General features: G+C 48.9%; 14 protein-coding genes. 3 read left to right on the plus strand and 11 right to left on the minus strand.

From position 1 onward, the window contains the following. Window positions 1-50 precede the first annotated feature (50 nt). Genes NF212_RS09150 through NF212_RS09160 form a run of 3 tightly spaced genes read right to left on the minus strand, consistent with a single transcriptional unit; the run spans window position 51 to window position 2,864 of the window. Entirely contained in the window at window positions 51-1,202 is a 1,152-nt protein-coding gene (locus NF212_RS09150) for a CaiB/BaiF CoA transferase family protein (RefSeq protein WP_434354845.1), read from the minus strand. Then, the gene (locus NF212_RS09155; protein WP_434354847.1) at window positions 1,192-2,325 is read right to left on the minus strand and encodes a hypothetical protein; all 1,134 of its coding nucleotides are present in this window, start codon (window positions 2,323-2,325) and stop codon (window positions 1,192-1,194) included. Before NF212_RS09155 ends, NF212_RS09150 begins: the two co-directional genes overlap by 11 nt. After that, complete coding sequence (locus NF212_RS09160) at window positions 2,322-2,864, minus strand: MaoC family dehydratase (RefSeq protein WP_434354849.1); 543 nt, start codon at window positions 2,862-2,864, stop codon at window positions 2,322-2,324. The genes NF212_RS09155 and NF212_RS09160 overlap by 4 nt, the downstream gene beginning before the upstream one ends. Window positions 2,865-2,972: 108 nt before the next feature. Here NF212_RS09160 and NF212_RS09165 point away from each other — a divergent pair, with 108 nt between their 5' ends. Continuing rightward, window positions 2,973-3,449, plus strand: a complete 477-nt coding sequence (locus tag NF212_RS09165) for a MaoC family dehydratase (RefSeq protein ID WP_434354851.1) — start codon at window positions 2,973-2,975, stop codon at window positions 3,447-3,449. Window positions 3,450-3,486: 37 nt separating this feature from the next. On the opposite strand, the gene NF212_RS09170 is transcribed toward NF212_RS09165, so the two are convergent. From NF212_RS09170 to hrpA, 3 genes are all read right to left on the minus strand, one after another. Beyond that, the gene (locus NF212_RS09170) at window positions 3,487-4,383 is read right to left on the minus strand and encodes an amidohydrolase family protein (RefSeq protein WP_434354853.1); all 897 of its coding nucleotides are present in this window, start codon (window positions 4,381-4,383) and stop codon (window positions 3,487-3,489) included. 144 nt (window positions 4,384-4,527) lie between these two features. Further along, window positions 4,528-5,139, minus strand: a complete 612-nt coding sequence (locus tag NF212_RS09175; RefSeq protein WP_434354855.1) for a murein L,D-transpeptidase catalytic domain family protein — start codon at window positions 5,137-5,139, stop codon at window positions 4,528-4,530. Window positions 5,140-5,431: 292 nt separating this feature from the next. Next, window positions 5,432-9,331, minus strand: coding sequence for an ATP-dependent RNA helicase HrpA (gene hrpA, locus NF212_RS09180; protein ID WP_434354857.1), 3,900 nt, complete (start codon window positions 9,329-9,331; stop codon window positions 5,432-5,434). Between the two features lie 112 nt (window positions 9,332-9,443). Here hrpA and NF212_RS09185 point away from each other — a divergent pair, with 112 nt between their 5' ends. Next, window positions 9,444-9,890 carry a TerB family tellurite resistance protein gene (locus tag NF212_RS09185; RefSeq protein ID WP_434354859.1) on the plus strand — a complete coding sequence of 149 codons (447 nt, stop codon included), beginning with the start codon at window positions 9,444-9,446 and terminating at the stop codon, window positions 9,888-9,890. Window positions 9,891-9,907: 17 nt separating this feature from the next. Here NF212_RS09185 and btuD read toward each other — a convergent pair whose 3' ends face one another. From btuD to NF212_RS09200, 3 genes are all read right to left on the minus strand, one after another. Then, window positions 9,908-10,663: a vitamin B12 ABC transporter ATP-binding protein BtuD gene (gene btuD, locus NF212_RS09190; RefSeq protein ID WP_434354861.1), complete on the minus strand. Its 756-nt coding sequence runs from the start codon at window positions 10,661-10,663 to the stop codon at window positions 9,908-9,910. Beyond that, entirely contained in the window at window positions 10,660-11,646 is a 987-nt protein-coding gene (gene btuC / locus NF212_RS09195) for a vitamin B12 ABC transporter permease BtuC (RefSeq protein WP_434354863.1), read from the minus strand. The genes btuD and btuC overlap by 4 nt, the downstream gene beginning before the upstream one ends. Window positions 11,647-11,713: 67 nt before the next feature. After that, the gene (locus NF212_RS09200; protein ID WP_434354865.1) at window positions 11,714-12,763 is read right to left on the minus strand and encodes a succinylglutamate desuccinylase; all 1,050 of its coding nucleotides are present in this window, start codon (window positions 12,761-12,763) and stop codon (window positions 11,714-11,716) included. A 165-nt stretch (window positions 12,764-12,928) separates the two neighbouring features. Between NF212_RS09200 and NF212_RS09205 the strand changes: the two genes are divergently transcribed. Continuing rightward, on the plus strand, window positions 12,929-13,438 hold the full coding sequence (locus NF212_RS09205; RefSeq protein WP_434354867.1) for an FKBP-type peptidyl-prolyl cis-trans isomerase: 510 nt from the start codon (window positions 12,929-12,931) through the stop codon (window positions 13,436-13,438). Between the two features lie 63 nt (window positions 13,439-13,501). On the opposite strand, the gene ihfA is transcribed toward NF212_RS09205, so the two are convergent. Beyond that, window positions 13,502-13,807 (minus strand): integration host factor subunit alpha, encoded by a 306-nt coding sequence (gene ihfA, locus NF212_RS09210; RefSeq protein ID WP_054671858.1) that lies wholly within the window; start codon window positions 13,805-13,807, stop codon window positions 13,502-13,504. A 448-nt stretch (window positions 13,808-14,255) separates the two neighbouring features. Then, window positions 14,256-16,637, minus strand: coding sequence for a phenylalanine--tRNA ligase subunit beta (gene pheT, locus NF212_RS09215; protein WP_434354869.1), 2,382 nt, complete (start codon window positions 16,635-16,637; stop codon window positions 14,256-14,258). Window positions 16,638-16,647 lie beyond the last annotated feature (10 nt).

The raw sequence follows: 16,647 nt of genomic DNA on the forward strand, positions 1-16,647 counted from the left end.
AAAACCGGAGGCAGTCTCCGGTTTTTTTATCTCCAGATTTTACACCCAGCTTACAAGCCAAATTCCTGGCTGATAGACACTGTGTGCTCTCCCAGCAACGGGGCGGCTTTAGGGCTTTTCAATACCTCGCCATCCAACCGGATGGGAAGCCGGGTTGTCATCAGGTTTTCTACGTCTTCGTGCTCAAGCTTCTGGAGCATTTCCAATTCATGGAAGGCTTCCGAATCCAACAGCGCCTCCCAGTCATACACTTCCGATGCCCACACATCATTTGCTGAAAAAATTTCCATCCAATGTGCTGTTGTGTTCAAGGCCAAGGTCTGCTGGATTAACTGCTTAATTTCATCACGCTGGCTAAACCAGGTTTTGGTATCCGTATACTTCGCCACTTCTGGCGCGGAGATCATCTCTCCCAGTTTATCTACCGGCCCCATGGCAATGGCAATAAAACTGTCTACCGTTTTGTAGATTCCGTATGGGGCAGAAAGATAAGCATGGGCGTTATTGATCCTGCTCCGCTGCGGTTTTTTATGGCCGCTGTTCAGGTAAGTTGTCAGCACTTCAAACTGAAAGTCCACCAGCACCTCAAGCAAACTGGTTTCCACATGGCTCCCGCCATGCCCCCTCTCCCTTTTAACCAATGCCGCCAGAATGCCTTGAACAAGTGAATTTCCTGCCAGCATATCAGCGACAGCGAGCCCCATCGGCGTCGGAGGCATCTCCTCATTCCCTGACAGCCAGGTAAGGCCTGAAAGTGACTGCGCAAGGAGATCCTGGCCCGGCCTGCTGAACCAAGGGCCTTTGCTGCCATAACCGGACACGGAGCCATAAACCAGGTCCGGGTTAAGTTTCTTCAGGGATTCGTAGTCAAATCCGAGCCGTTCAATCACCCCGGGGCGGAAGTTCTGCAATACGATGTCAGCCTCGCTGACCAATTTCATCAGCTTTTCTCGGTCAGTTTGATCTTTCAGATTGGCACAGAAACTTTCTTTGTTACGGTTGATGGCCTGGAACAACGAGTTCACTCCACCTATTTCTGTATCACTGAGATAAAGGTACCTGCACAAGTCGCCGTTTTTGGGGTTTTCTATTTTGATCACTCTTGCCCCCAGGTCGGCAAGTTTCAGCCCGGCCAGAGGCCCCGCCAGAAACTGGCTGAAATCAAGGACAACCATGCCCTCCAGTGGCCTGTTAACACTCATTCAGACTCCTTGCATACTCTTTACGTATCGCTTTAACGGTTTCCCGTGCATCATTCCGTTCCCGAAGATGACGGTTTACCAGATCACCTCCCGAGTCCTGAAAAGCCAGATACCCTTGGTGCCGTGGCCTGAGATAGGCGTTTTCAAGCGTTTCAAGCGTATTGGTGAAAAAATGGTGTGTTACCCGGTTACATTCAGGGTCTATCCACGCCTTGAGGTTACCCGGCTGACCACCGGACTGAAAAAACACAGATGACTGGACAACAGACCCGGCAATCCAAAATGCGTACTGCAAGGCTTCCTGCTTATGGCGGGAAAAAGAAGAGACGGCAATTCCGGTACCACCCAATGTTGTACCTCCTATGCTGCCATTTCCATGTACGGGCGCATTGCAACCGTCAACACGATACGGACGGAAACCTTCTCGGCTATAGTTGCTGTAGCCATAAAGGTAAGGGACATAACTTTTGTCACTTCGGTTTGCCAGCCATTCATAGGCAGCAATAGGGTTCATCCCAAAACATCTTTCATCCAGATGGTCTGAGACCTTCCTCATTTCCCCCAGAGCCCAGACGCCGGCATCTTCAGTTACCCCGCCCCCCACAGAACCAAACGGGTGCCCGGCATTCGCCAGGATATTATAAAAACTCATCAGGGCATCTATGGGTTTTAATGGCCATACAACCTGCCCCTGCTGCGCCAGGATAATCACTTCCTCCCACTTTTCAGGTGGACTAGACAGTAAATCTGAGCGATATGCAGCAATTGGGGTAGCAGCATCAATGGCTAAAGCCCATTGGTGACCATCACAGTATGACCGGTGGGACAGCCCCACGCTTTCGTCGGCAAGGCAACCAAGTTGGTCATCATACCCCTGACCATCAAGGTTAAGCAGCAGTCTTTCAGATGCGGCTTCACCGGCATGCGGATGGTCTATCACCATTAAGTCATACTCTTTGACCATTTCAGACAGCGGGCGGTCTGCAAATGCCTGCAAAGAGCGCTTGTGCCAGATAATCTCAATGTCTGGGTTACATTCGTTAAAGGCTTCTGCAGTTGAAACCATGGGGTCATAACCGCGCACGTGATCCCAGGTAAGCCCTTTCAACACCACCTTGCTCATGACTGCTCCCCCTTTGTTTCCGGATCTCGGTACAAGACCGTCATCAGATGTTCACAATAGAGAACCAGTTCACCTTCACCTTTGAATACTTTATAGCTCACGCGCACTAAACCCATTTCATCATATTTGGGTTCTTTGGACAGATTTTCACGTATGGTGTAAATGGTATCGCCGATAAACGTCGGTTTAATAAAGCGAAGCTTGTCATAACCGTAGGAAAAAGAGTTAAGGCAGTTCGTTGCTACCAAACCAAGCCCATATGAAAAGACCTGTGCGCCTGCAACTAACCTTTTTCCGAAATGCCCCTCTTCTTTAGCAAAGGTGTTATCAGCGACGTAAGGGTGCAAATCCATCACCAGGCTGTTGAACAACATGGCTTCGCCTTCCGAGATTGTTCGCCGCAATGAACGAATCGTATGCCCGACTTCGAAATCCTCGTAATACCAGTCTTCGGCATTCCACACAGGAATATCGCTGTGCTCCTCAGGCATCCCTTTAACGGGTCTTGATAAAACACCTACCGTTGCTTTGGTTTTCATAATAGCCTCACTGAAATTCCATATTCAAAATGTAGATTTAAATATGAATATAACAGTTGATATATGAGTCATCAACATATATGTTACATATGCAAATGAATATTGCACATGCAAAACAACTTACAGATGGGAGGTAATAGCGTGGAAAGAAATAGATTTCTGGAGGATTATCAGCTTGGAGAAATCAGGGAAACATATGGAAGAACTATTACCGAAACTGACTTCGTTGTTCATGCCGGTCACAGCGGGGACTTCTTCCCCCACCATATGGACGAGGAATTCTGCAAAACCAAACCCTGGAAGAAACGGATCGCCCACGGCACCATGACATTCACAATCGGGATCGGGTTAACAGCAACAGAAATCAACCCCGTCGCATTTACCTATGGCTACGAGCGTTTGCGTTTTCCCCGGCCAGTGTATATTGGCGATACGATACGCAGTAAGGTAACGGTGTCAGAAATTAAACCCGACCCCAAGCGCCCTGACTATGGGCAAGTAGTGGAAACGGTAGAAGTCATTAACCAAAATGATGAGGTAGTGCTGTTTTGCAATCACGTTTTGCTGGTAGAAAAATCAAAGTAAAACGAAAGCCTCCGCATAAGGGCGGAGGCGGTATTTTTTATTTAAGAGATAATTTGTGCGGGTCAAGATAGACTCGCTTGGCGGTCCCACCCCACAGAGCAGATTTTTCTTCCAAGCTCCAGTTTTCGACCAATCCTTCAAGCCGTCTCTCCCAATCATTTGCAGACTCAGAAAGCGTGCAAACCGGCCAATCGCTGCCAAACATAAGCCGGTCAGCGCCAAAGTGCGCTTTCAGGTACGCCAGCATTTCTGCCAAAAGCGGTTGGGTAACGGATAAATCTCCCGCTTGGGTAACCAAGCCGGACACCTTGCAAACGACATTGGGTAATGCCGCCAAATCGACAATATTGCGTTTCCATGTTTCGTACGCCTGCTTATCATCGTCATAAGAATGAATCGCCGGTACACCACAGTGATCCAGAACAAACTGTGTTTCCGGACACTGCCTGACAAGGGCTGTCGCATCTGACAGCTCTGTAGGTCTCATACAAAGATCAAAACTGTAGCCGTACGCGCCAATCGCTTGGACTCCTCCAACGAAGTCCGGAGAAAGACAATAGCCTGCAGGCATCTCTGGCGTATGGAGTACCTGACGGAACCCGGCAACGTGAGAGACTGTGTCCTTAAGTTCTTTCAGATAGCTATCGATGTCATTGCGCACCGGGTCGAGTGCAGCAACCATGGCACATACAGGGGAATCAGGAGATGCAATTAATTTTCCAATCACCTCAATTTCTTCAGAGCGTTGGCTTTTATCGACATCAACTTCAACATAAATCGCCCCATCAACATTTCCTGTGTCGGCCAAATACATATCTTCGTTAAAGATACGGTTTAATTCATCAAGCCCATCCAACCAAGGAATGGTGAAACTTTCCGGGTTCCAAAGGTGAAGATGTGAATCCAGTTTAACTATCTGTTTTCCCTGAGACATGAAACGAACTCCATTTCATACATAAAATATAATTTTAAACAAAATCAATCTCAGGTTAGCTTGCTTGAATTAATACTGCAAATTGTCATGCCATTTTAACGGGTAATAAAAACCGGAGATTAGACTCCGGTCATAAAACACAATTCAACTATATGCGTATATGTAGGTTCCATTCTTTATCATGTCGATTGCCTTTTTAGCCAGATATGTCGGTAAAGCAGGACATCCCCAACTTCTGCCAAGTTGCCCGGCTTTCTTAATAACACCAGGGTTGGCGTAATCGGCTCCGTGGATAACGATTGCCCGTCTGCGGGCGTTATCATTTTTCCCTTTCGATAGTCCATCTAGTCGCAATGAATACCCATGTTTGCCTATGTATGTCTCACCCGTCCTGAACACGCCAAGCGACGTCTGGTGGGAGTCAACAACATTGGAAAAATGCCGTGCATAAAGCTGACCGCTGTTTTTCCCATGGGAGACATAGGATGACAACAGCACTTTTTTCTTGCGTGAATCTATAATCCAGAACCGCTTTTTACTTGATGGCTGGCTGTAATCAATGATGGTAAAAACCCCGTTACTGCTTTTACTCTGCTTGAAGTGATTATAAGCCTGTGAAAAAACGTGATAATTCATTTTCCCACTCAGATGGAGTTTTTTATACAAATTAGAGGTATCGTTTACGCTTCCTGCAAATACCTGAATTGAAAACAGTGCACTTAAAAACACTGTAAAAGCAAAAACTATCTTTTTCATTTTCCAATAATAAGCAAGGTAATAGACATAAAAGTGTACAGACAACTTTTATGCCAGTTATGTAACCAATTGAAATTAAAACGATGAGATGGAGTATTGCCTTGAATTATTTCCCTTCGCTTTACTCCAGGCATAAAAAAGCGGCAACAATTGGCCGTTTAATATCTCACGCACACTATCATGCATTTGGCACCAATGAAACTCAAACTGCCAAAACGAAAAATACCACCCGCAGCATACTTGCATGTCAGGTGGTATTTCAGATATCACAACAGTGTGAACAACCTACTGATTAGATAGCATCTATGGCATTTTTAACCCGCTTATCTGATACCGGGTAAGGCGTCCCCAACTGTTGAGCGAAATAGCTGACGCGAAGTTCTTCCATCATCCAGCGTATCTCTTTAACTGCTTCCGGCACTTTTTGGCCTTTCGGCAGTTTGTTCAGCAAAGACTGATAATCCTTGGATACAGATTCAATCTTTATCATGTGCAGGCGATCACGGTTAGGGTCGATAGGCAATTTCTCCAATCGGCGCTCTATCGCTCGCAGGTAACGAAGAACATCAGGTAGACGCTTCCAGCCGGTTTCGGTTACAAACCCGCGGAAAATCAGGCTGTCTATCTGTGCTTTGATATCCGACATGGCAAACGCCATGGTGAAATCAATCTTACCCTTCAGACGCTTATTGATGGCGTTGGCTGTCGTGAGGATCTCCTCAACCTGCTTGGCAATGTCCACTACGGTATCACCCAGGCTGCCACGGACATGCTCTTTCACCGAATCAAAAGATTCCGGTTTCCATGTCAGGCCACCCTGCTCTTCCATCAATTTATCAATGCCACACGCGATACAATCATCAATCAAATCCAGCACACGTCCATAGGTGTTGAAGTAAAGGCCCAGCTTGGATTTATTAGGCAGCTTCTCGTGCAGGTATTTGATCGGTGACGGCACATTCAAAAGCACCAACCGTCGCTGGCCTTCCCACATCGCCTGTTGCTGTTCTTCTTCTGTTTCAAACAATTTGATTGAAACAGAGTCCTTGTTATCTACCAGCGCCGGATAAGCCTTCACCTCATAGCCGCCCCGCTTTTGCTGGTAACATTCCGGCAAAGAGCCAAAACTCCACGTTGTGAGGCCTTCCTGCTCAATGTCATCGTCAGCAACTTTTGACAGCGTCTCTTGTACTTTCTCTTTCAGCGACTCTTTGAGCGCAAAAAGGTCTTTGTTTTCTCGCAGCTTACGGTTGCGGTGATCCACTGCCCGGAAGGTGAACTTCAGGTGTTCCGGAATCTGGTCCAGGTTCCAGTCTTCCCGCTCAAGCGTCACGCCAGACATACGACGCAGCTCTTTTTCAAGCGTATCCAGGAGAGGCGCATCCATCGGCGCTGCGCGCTCAAGGAATGCAGATGCATAGTTTGGGGCGGGCACAAAGTGACGGCGTAACGGTTTGGGCAGCGACTTAATCAAAGCGATAACCAACTCTTGTCGCAAGCCCGGTATCTGCCAGTCGAAGCCCTCAGGGGATACCTGATTGAGAACAGGCAACGGAAGGTGAACTGTGACACCATCTGAATCTTCACCCGGTTCAAACTGGTAGCTCAGCTTAAGTTTCAAACTGCCCTGGTACCAGAAGTTCGGGTAATCAAGCTCAGTGATATGACTGGCATCACCACGCATAAGCATCGCTTTTTCAAACGTCAGCTTATCGGGATCTACTTTGCTTTCTTTTTTCCACCAACTGTCGAAATGACGGCCCGATACCACCTCAAGACCGATCCGCTGATCGTAGAAGCCGTAAAGTGCTTCATCGTCGATAAGAATATCGCGGCGTCGTGATTTGTGCTCTAGCTCTTCCACCTCTGCCAACAGTTTTCGGTTCGCATGGAAGAACTTATGTTTAGTTTCCCATTCACCTTCCACCAATGCAGAGCGAATAAAGAGCTCACGGCTTAGCGGTGCATCTATGCTGCCGTAATTGACCTTGCGCTTGCCGACAATCGCAATGCCATACAGTGTGACTTTCTCGAACGCATAGACCGCCGCCTGTTTCTTCTCCCAGTGCGGTTCACTGTAGCTGCGCTTAATCAGATGACCGGCAAGAGGTTCAATCCATTCCGGCTCAATTTTAGCGGCAATTCGGCCCCACAATTTCGACGTTTCAACCAGTTCAGCTACCATCACCCACTTCGGTTGCTTTTTGAAAATGCCGGAGCCGGGGAAAATGTTGAACCTTGCATTACGTGCGCCGTGGTATTCGTTCTTTTCCTGATCTTTCAGGCCGATGTGGGAAAGCAGACCGCAAAGCAGCGAGGTGTGCACCGCTTCATAGCTTGCAGGCTCCTGGTTCAGCTTAAACCCAAGTTCATGCATCACCTGGCGAATCTGGGAATAGATATCTTGCCATTCACGGACGCGAAGGTAGTTCAGGTAGTCCTTTTTGCACAACCGGCGGAACTGGTTACCACTGTTTTCTTTTTGCTGTTCAGCGATATAGTCCCAAAGGTTCACCAATGTCATAAAGTCAGAGGTTTTATCCTGGAACCGGCGGTGTTTCTCATCAGCGGCCTGTTGTTTCTCAACCGGACGCTCACGGGGATTCTGGATAGCCAGTGCCGAGGCAATAATCATCACTTCGCGCAATGAACCTTGTTTTGGTGCGGCGAGCACCATACGGGCCAAACGCGGATCTACCGGCAAACGGGCCAGCTGTTGGCCTGTCTGAGTCAGGCGAACTTTGCCCTCTTTCCCTTTCCGGTCAATGGCACCCAGTTCTTCAAGAAGGCGAATACCATCCTGGATATGGCGAGAATCCGGCGCTTCCACAAACGGGAATGCCGACATGTCACCAAGGCCAAGAGACGTCATCTGCAGAATAACGGATGCCAGGTTGGTACGCAGAATTTCAGGGTCAGTAAATTCCGGACGGGAAAGGAAGTCCTCTTCCGAATAAAGCCGGATACAGATACCTTCCGCCACTCGCCCGCATCGGCCTTTACGCTGGTTAGCGCTGGCCTGAGAAATACGCTCAATTGGCAGGCGCTGAACTTTGGTCCGGTAGCTGTAACGCGAAATACGAGCCGTACCGGGATCGATAACATAACGGATTCCCGGCACAGTCAACGAGGTTTCAGCGACGTTGGTCGCCAGCACAATTCGGCGGCCAATATGTGACTGGAATACCCTATTTTGCTCGCCAGCAGACAAGCGCGCATACAGTGGAAGAACTTCGGTATCTCGAAGTTTCAGCTTGTTCAGCGCATCAGCCGTGTCCCGGATTTCCCGCTCACCGTTCATAAAGATCAGGATATCGCCCGGACCTTCATCACACAGCTCTTCAACAGCATCAAAAATCGCCTGGAGCTGGTCTCTCTCACTGTCATCGCTGTCGTCGACAATGGGACGGTATCGCGTGTCCACCGGATAGGTGCGGCCGGACACCTCAATGATAGGCGCATTGCCAAAGTGCTTTGAGAAACGTTCCGGGTCAATAGTTGCTGAGGTAATGATCAGCTTCAAATCCGGGCGACGCGGCAAAAGTTCCTTCAGGTAGCCCAACAGAAAATCAATATTGAGGCTGCGTTCGTGCGCTTCATCGATAATGATGGTGTCATACTGGTTAAGGAACCTGTCATTCTGGATTTCCGCCAGCAGGATACCGTCCGTCATCAGCTTGACCTGCGTCGAAGCCGAAACTTGGTCAGTAAAGCGAACCTTGTAACCGACATGCTGGCCCATTTCTGTTTTCAGCTCTTCGGCAATGCGGTTTGCTACGGTACGGGCTGCCAGACGACGAGGCTGGGTATGGCCAATAATGCCTTTGGTGCCCAACCCCAGTTCAAGGCAGATTTTTGGCAACTGGGTGGTTTTACCCGAGCCCGTTTCACCCGCAACAATCACTACCTGGTTGTTGGCAATGGCGTCTGCGATTTCGTCTTTCTTCTGGCTTACCGGCAGTTGTTCTGGATAATCAATCGCCGGTGTGCCGGCAATACGGGTTTCTACCAGCGCTTTTGAGCCGGCAATCCCTTCCGCAATCTCCGCAAAAACATTCTGGCGGGCGCTTTCATTTTTGATCTTTCTGGCACCGTCGATACGTTTCTTTAAGCGGAACTGATCGCGCATCATGCAGTCTTTTACTGCGGTATAGAGCGCTTTCGCGTCAATAGTTTGGGTCTGCTGTGTCAACGTCTTTGTCCAAACAGGTTGTCTTTTGCAAATTGGCGCAGATATTATCAAAGAAACGTGATGAATGCAGATTGTTCTGATTCATCTCACCTGAGATTGAGAGTACTAAACGATGTTTTCTAAATTGCGGACAATTTTGCAGGATGTTTTTGAGCTGGAAGGCGGCTCCGCCAGCGATTCCAGTATGGAACTTGCCATTGCCGGGCTGCTTTCAGAAGTCGCGGCGGCTGACCATGATGTTGACCCCCGCGAGGCTGAAGTCAAAGTCCATATGCTGGAAAAGCTGCTGGAAACGGATGCATCTGAAGCGGAAGTTTACATGAACAATGCCCGCACCCGAGCGAAAGAATCAGTATCACTTTATGAATATACCGACAAACTTCGCCAGTTGTCCCAAGAACAACGATACAAGCTTATCGAAGCCATGTGGCAAGTCGCGTGGGCAGATGGTTCGGTTGATCCACTGGAAGATGCCGTCATCCGAAAAACTGCTGAGCTGTTGTATGTTGACCACGCCCTGTTCATCAAAGCCAAACTGGCAACACAACCAAAAGACTGACGCCAACCGGTGTTACTTTAACGAGCCACTATAAGATGGTGCCCATCCGCCTCGATACGCATCAGGCGGGTGGAATACGCCTCTTCCAGCACTTCTGTAGTCATCACTTCCCTGGGCTTCCCCTTTGCGACCACATGCCCCTGACGAAGGATGACAACCGAGTCTGCTTCTGCAAGCGTTCGGTTGAGATCATGGTTCGCAATGATAACGGTCAGCCCTTCCACAGCCATACGGTCAACGAGCTTGTAAAGAAGACTTTCCTGACCGATATCCAGAGCAGCTCCCGGTTCATCCAGAAGCAGGACACGCCCGTCAGGGTTCACTGATGGCCAAACCTGAAGGCATGCTGCCGCAATACGGACACGCTGCCACTCCCCGCCGGAAAGGTGTTCAATCGGCCGGTTCAGTTTGTCGTCAATCGACAGGTAAGCGGTTATATCATTGACTGCATTATTGAGCAGTTCAGGCTCCACTTTTCCTATCGGTGACAGGGCCAGTTGAAGGTACTGAAAAACCGCCATTGAAAACGGAGGCCGGGTTTGCTGCGTGAGCAAAGACCGCTGCCTTGCAAGCTCTGAATGGCTCATCGATGTAATCGGAGCGCCATCGTAATGAATAGCACCCTGCCCTTCCAGTAGACCGGATAGCAGCGTGAGCAGTGTACTTTTACCACTTCCGTTTGCACCAATGAGGTGTAATTTCTCACCGGCAGACACGCTAAAACTGAGAGGGAGAAGCCTTGGAGGCAGAGCTACATTACTCGCTTTAATCATGCTCGCCTCACTAACATCCAGATAAACAGTGGCGCACCGATGGTTGTTGTGACCACCCCAACAGGCAGTTCCGCTTCCGGGAGAATAACCCGCGCCAGCAGGTCGGAAACCGTCAACAGTGCCGCCCCAGCTACACCGCTCAGGGGCAACAAATAGCGGTTTTCACTGCCCAGCCACATACGAAGGTAATGGGGAACAATCAAGCCGATAAATCCAATCACACCCGCAAGAGCTACGGACGTCCCGACTAACAGGCTAACCAGTAAAATAAGCTGCCAACGGAGCCCGGCGGTATCGACACCCAGTTGACGCGCCTGGATATCGCCGAGCATCATAATATCCAGTGATTTGCTGCGGAAGCACAGCAATGCAATAGCTGGGATAATGAAAATCGCGAGGGTAAGTTGGTTCCATTGCAAACCGGAAACACTGCCCATCAGCCAATACAACAACTGACGCAGGTTAAGATCGTCACTGAAGTAAAATGCCCAGGTAACAACCGCACCGGAAAGAATACCCAATGCGACACCGACCAGCAGAATCCTTGATGTCGAAAGCTGGTGTTTTCGCGCCATAGAAACCAGTATAAACGTAAACAGCAACGCTCCGGCCATAGCTGCCAGAGACATCATCCAGCTTGATGGCACCATCGGTGACAGGAAGATCATGGCAACCAGAGCCAGGCTCGCACCACCGGAAATGCCAATCACCCCTGGTTCGGCCAACGGGTTTTCGAGCAACACCTGAAGCGTAGCACCGGCAACCGCGAGCGATGCACCGACCAATACTGCACCAATGGTTCTGGGTATACGCAACTCCGTCAGAATTTGAGTCTCCAACGGCGAGTTGTTGGTAAAGGGCCAGATCCACAGTTCACCCGCCGCAAGAGAAAGCAAAATTGCGACAGCTAGAATGGCAAGCAACAGGCCAGAGAATTTTAGCCAGCGATCATGCTGGCGCCGGGATAGTGCATGTAATTGCATCAAAGCGTAATATTCAGACTGAATTGGGCGTAACCTTAGCGGCTTCGCCCTGATTTGCAAATGTTTTTCAATGAGCTTCTGGCAAGATGCGCTGGACGGTAATTTTACCTTCCGTCGAAATGCTGACCGGCTTCACCAGTAAACAGGCTCGCTGCCCTATCGCAACATTGGCATTTGGAAAGACGACTGACTCACCGTCCTCATCAGCAACATATGTCTTCCCATCTTCTTCAGCGAGAAGACTACCCGACGGGAACCTGGTGAAATTTTCTGCTGAACCGGGAAATCCCAGCTTAAAGTTATCGGACGTTTTATATATTGTCCGACTAACTTGGTAGACAGCCGTCTTACCCTCAATCCAATCAGCAGTTTTCGCGTCACCTTCTGTCATCAGGCTTATCAGTGCTTTTTCAAGGAATTCGAATTCCGAAAGATCATTCTGGTAAAGCGGTGCAACCCTACCCATCTCAAGTGTGGCAGCCAGCGCGTCATGGTGCTCTGCACTGTACCAGCTGAAGGTTCCTGACGGCGCATCCGAAATCATCAGCGCATCCATGGCACTCTGTTGTAAAAAAACCGCCAAAGGGCCATTCTGCTGTGGCTTTGTTGTATGAGGAAGCACCCCAAACATGTAGTGTTTGGAGCCTCTGATCGCACTGTGAAGGTCCAAGTGCCATTTCTCCCCAGATGTGGAACCAAGACAAAAGAACTTTGTAACGGCTTTCTGAAGCCTGTTAGCTATCACTCTTTCAATATTGGCGGTGTCATTCTCCTGCTTGAATAGCCGGTTCATGTTTTCTGTCAGAAAACGGGTATGGGCATTGATCGCATCGGGGTGTCCAATAACCAGCATGACATTCGCTTCGGGTGTGATATCCCCCTTGAGCATCGCCACAGCCAATCTGTCGACTAATTCAATGGGTGCGGTTTCATCGCCATGTATACCTGAAGATATAACCACATTCCGCTTAGCATTTTGGGGTTTAAAAACAAGAATCCCGACGTCCTGATGGCAAACTTCAACGCCATTACTCAATATCCAGGTACTTTTCTCAAATGGAATCCCTGAGATTGTCACCTTTAAAAACGCTCCATTTTCCCGTATTTCCGCTGTCATCATTCCCTCATAAAGCTCGATTTCAGAACACTCTATTACTGATAACCTTCATTTCAGAACAATAACACAGCATTACATTACTGGTTGGAGAATGCGGGTGATACAAATCACAGGCGGGTGAAAATATTACTCACCCGCAACAGCACAACTTCGCCTTCGGGTATAATGCGGCGTAAATCTATCTACCTCATTAAGGGAACGACATTGAAATTTGTTGCCATTATTCTTTTGATACTTGCTGCCTTTTTTATCTACCAGCGAAACGCGAATAACAAAGCTGCAGCAGCAAACATCGAAGCTGGGAAAGTTTTTCTTGCTGAAAACCAGAAACACCAAGGTGTAATAACAACAGAGTCTGGTTTGCAATATGAAGTTTTGGCCCCGGGTACCGGCACAATTCACCCAAAAGCGACAGACCGCGTTTTGGTGCATTATCACGGCACGTTGGTTGACGGCAGCGTTTTTGACAGCTCTGTTGACCGTGGTGAACCTATTGCATTCGGTTTAAACCAGGTCATTAAGGGGTGGACAGAAGGCCTGCAGACCATGGTAGAAGGTGAGAAAACACGCCTGTTTATTCCTAGCGAGCTTGCTTATGGCAATCGTGGCGTAGGAAGCATCCCTCCAGGCTCAGTTCTTATCTTTGACGTAGAGTTGCTGAAAATTAATCCTTAAAAGCAAAATACCCACAACGCCAAGCGTTGTGGGTACCAAAATTCAAGAAGTCAAAAGTCAGATTTAGTTCTCAATATCCGTGATATCTGCCTTTTCTACTCTTGCCTTCAATTTTTGCCCCGGACGGAAAGTTACCACGCGGCGAGCCGTAATTGGGATATCCTCACCTGTTTTCGGATTTCGGCCAGGACGCTGATTTTTATCTCGCAAATCAAAGTTACCAAATCCGGATAACTTAACCTGTTCACCGTTTTCAAGCGCTTTCCGAACTTCTTCGAAGAATGCCTCAACGGTCTCCTTGGCGTCCCGCTTACTCATTCCAATTGTTTCTGAAAGATTTTCCGCTAGCGCGGCTTTGGTGAGCGCCATAGGTAATTCCCTCAAGCGTTGTTGAACATAGTTAATAAACTGAGTATCTACACATCGATACATAGGGTGGCATCATAATTCGGAACAGGTAACCAAGCAGGTCGACACACTTCCGATACCTCCACTTCCAGAAAGTTTAAGCCAACTGGCTGATTTACGCCAACTTTTTTCTTTCGATTTCCAATTCTGAGAATTATAAGCCAAACGAATGACTACTAAACAGGACAGAAAACCGGACAAGGTCAACCACCTGCATATATGCTATCCTATTGTTTTAATTAATAATTATATAGACACCATCTCTAATACTCTGAATTATTGGAAAAAAGTCACATTTTCGGACACGAAGATGTTGATGGAAACAGACAAAAAAAGCAGCCCGGAGGCTGCTTTAATTTGCTATGTTTATGGGTTGGCGCATTAAAAATTACGCAACCTTATAAGCAAGTTAGTCGCGAAGTGCTGCACCAAATTTCTCATTCAGCACTGCAACAACGGCTGATACCGCTTCTGCAGTATCCGCATCTTCCAGGGTTCGCTCCGGAGATTGAAGCGTCAGAGCGATTGCCAGACTCTTCTTGCCATCCTCAACACCCTTGCCTTGATAAAGGTCAAACAGACGCGCACCAGTAACTAGTTCGTTACCGGTTTCCAGGCATGCAGCAACGACTTCGCCGGCCGCTGTAGATTCGTCAACAATAACAGCAATATCACGACGGTTCGCTGGGAACTTGGAAACTGCTACAGCTTCTGGAATATGACGGTTAGCGATAGCGCTCCACTCGATTTCAAACACAAATGTACGGCCATTCAAACCAAACTTGCGCTCAAGTTCTGGGTGCACAGCGCCCATGTAGCCAACCACTTTGTCGCCAGACAGGATGGCTGCAGACTGACCAGGGTGCAGAGCCGGATGCTTTTCTGCGCGGAATGTCAGGTTTGCATCGGTCAGTTCCAGGATCGCTTCCACGTCACCCTTCATATCGAAGAAATCAACCGTGCCGTTTTCCAGGTTCCAGTGGTCTTCACCACGGTTACCCGCAATGACACCAGCCAGCATCACTTCCTGGCGGATACCGTTTTCAGCACCCTCTTCCGGAATGAAACGCAGACCTGATTCAAACAGGCGCACACGTGGTTGCTGACGCTTCTGGTTGTAGGCGACTGTGTTCAGCAGGCCAGTCCAGAGGCTTACGCGCATGGCTGACATATCAGCAGAAATCGGGTTTGGCAGCACAATTGGTTCGATTTCAGGAGCAACCAGTTTCTGCTGGGCTGATTCTACGAAGCTGTACGTAATCGCTTCGTGATAGCCACGGTCCACCAGCAGATCGCGAACGCGCTTCAGCGGCATGTCAGCTTCGCGGTGCTGATTCATATTCAGGTGAGCAACAGGAGCCTGGTTAGGGATGTTGTTGTAGCCGTAGATACGACCAACTTCTTCAACCAGATCTTGCTCAATGGCGATATCAAAACGCCATGAAGGAGCGTTCGCTACCCAGCCTTCTTCTGTGGTTTCAACACCGCAACCCAAACGGGTCAGGATTTCAACAACATCATCAGAAGGAACGTGGTGACCAAGCAGGTTATCCAGCTTGCTGCGACGCAGCGTCACAGTGTTATAGGTTGGCAAGTCTGATTGGGATTCAGCAGCAACGATAACACCGGCTTCACCACCGCAGATCTCAACCAGCAGTTGTGTTGCACGTTCCATCGCCTTGAACTGTTGCTCAGGGTCTACGCCACGCTCAAAACGGTGAGACGAATCAGTATGCAGGCCATAGCTGCGAGCACGGCCACGGATTGCGTCAGGTGCGAAGAATGCAGACTCCAGGAGAACATCCTGGGTTTCAGCGTTCACACCTGAATCCTGACCACCAAAGATACCGGCAATGGCCAGCGCTTTGTTGTGGTCAGCGATAACCAGTGTGTCAGTGTTCAGCTCAGCTTCATTGCCGTCGAGAAGCGTCAGCTTTTCGCCTTGCTCAGCCATACGAACAACAATACCACCTTCGATCTTAGCAAGATCGAATGCGTGCATTGGCTGGCCCTGCTCCAGCATTACATAGTTAGTAATGTCTACGATTGGGTCAATTGAGCGCACGCCACAACGGCGCAGTTTTTCCTGCATCCAGATTGGGCTTTCAGCTTTTACGTTTACGTTACGGACAACACGGCCCAGGTAACGAGGGCAAGCAGCGCCTGCCTTCACTTCAACTGATACTTTGTCATCAATCGATGGTGCAACGTTTTCGAAAGAAGGCTCAGTCACTTCGGCGCGGTTAAGTACACCTACTTCGCGCGCCAGACCACGGATGCTAAGGCAGTCTGCACGGTTGGCTGTCAAATCAACGTCAATAGCAACGTCGTTCAGGCCAAGGTATTCGCGTACATCGGTACCGACAGGCGCGTCCGCAGGCAGTTCGATGATGCCATCAGCTTCAACATCGATACCCAGCTCCGTAAATGAACACAGCATACCGTGTGAAGGCTGACCGCGCAGTTTGGCTTTCTTGATTTTGAAATCGCCTGGCAGAACAGCACCAACAGTTGCGACGCAAACGCGCAGACCCTGGCGGCAGTTTGGAGCACCACATACGATGTCCAACAGTTCTTCTGCACCTACGTTAACTTTAGTTACACGCAGTTTGTCGGCATCCGGGTGTTGAGCACACTCAACCACTTCACCGACAACAACACCGTTGAATTGGCCAGCTACCGCTTCAACGTCGTCAACTTCCAGACCCGCCATGGTAATTTGGTGGGCGAGTTCTTCACTGTTTACTGCTGGTTTTACCCACTCGCGCAGCCATGAATCACTGAATTTCATTTGTCTCTCA

Origin of the sequence: Parasalinivibrio latis, assembly GCF_036825535.1 — a bacterium.
GTDB lineage: Bacteria > Pseudomonadota > Gammaproteobacteria > Enterobacterales > Vibrionaceae > Parasalinivibrio > Parasalinivibrio latis.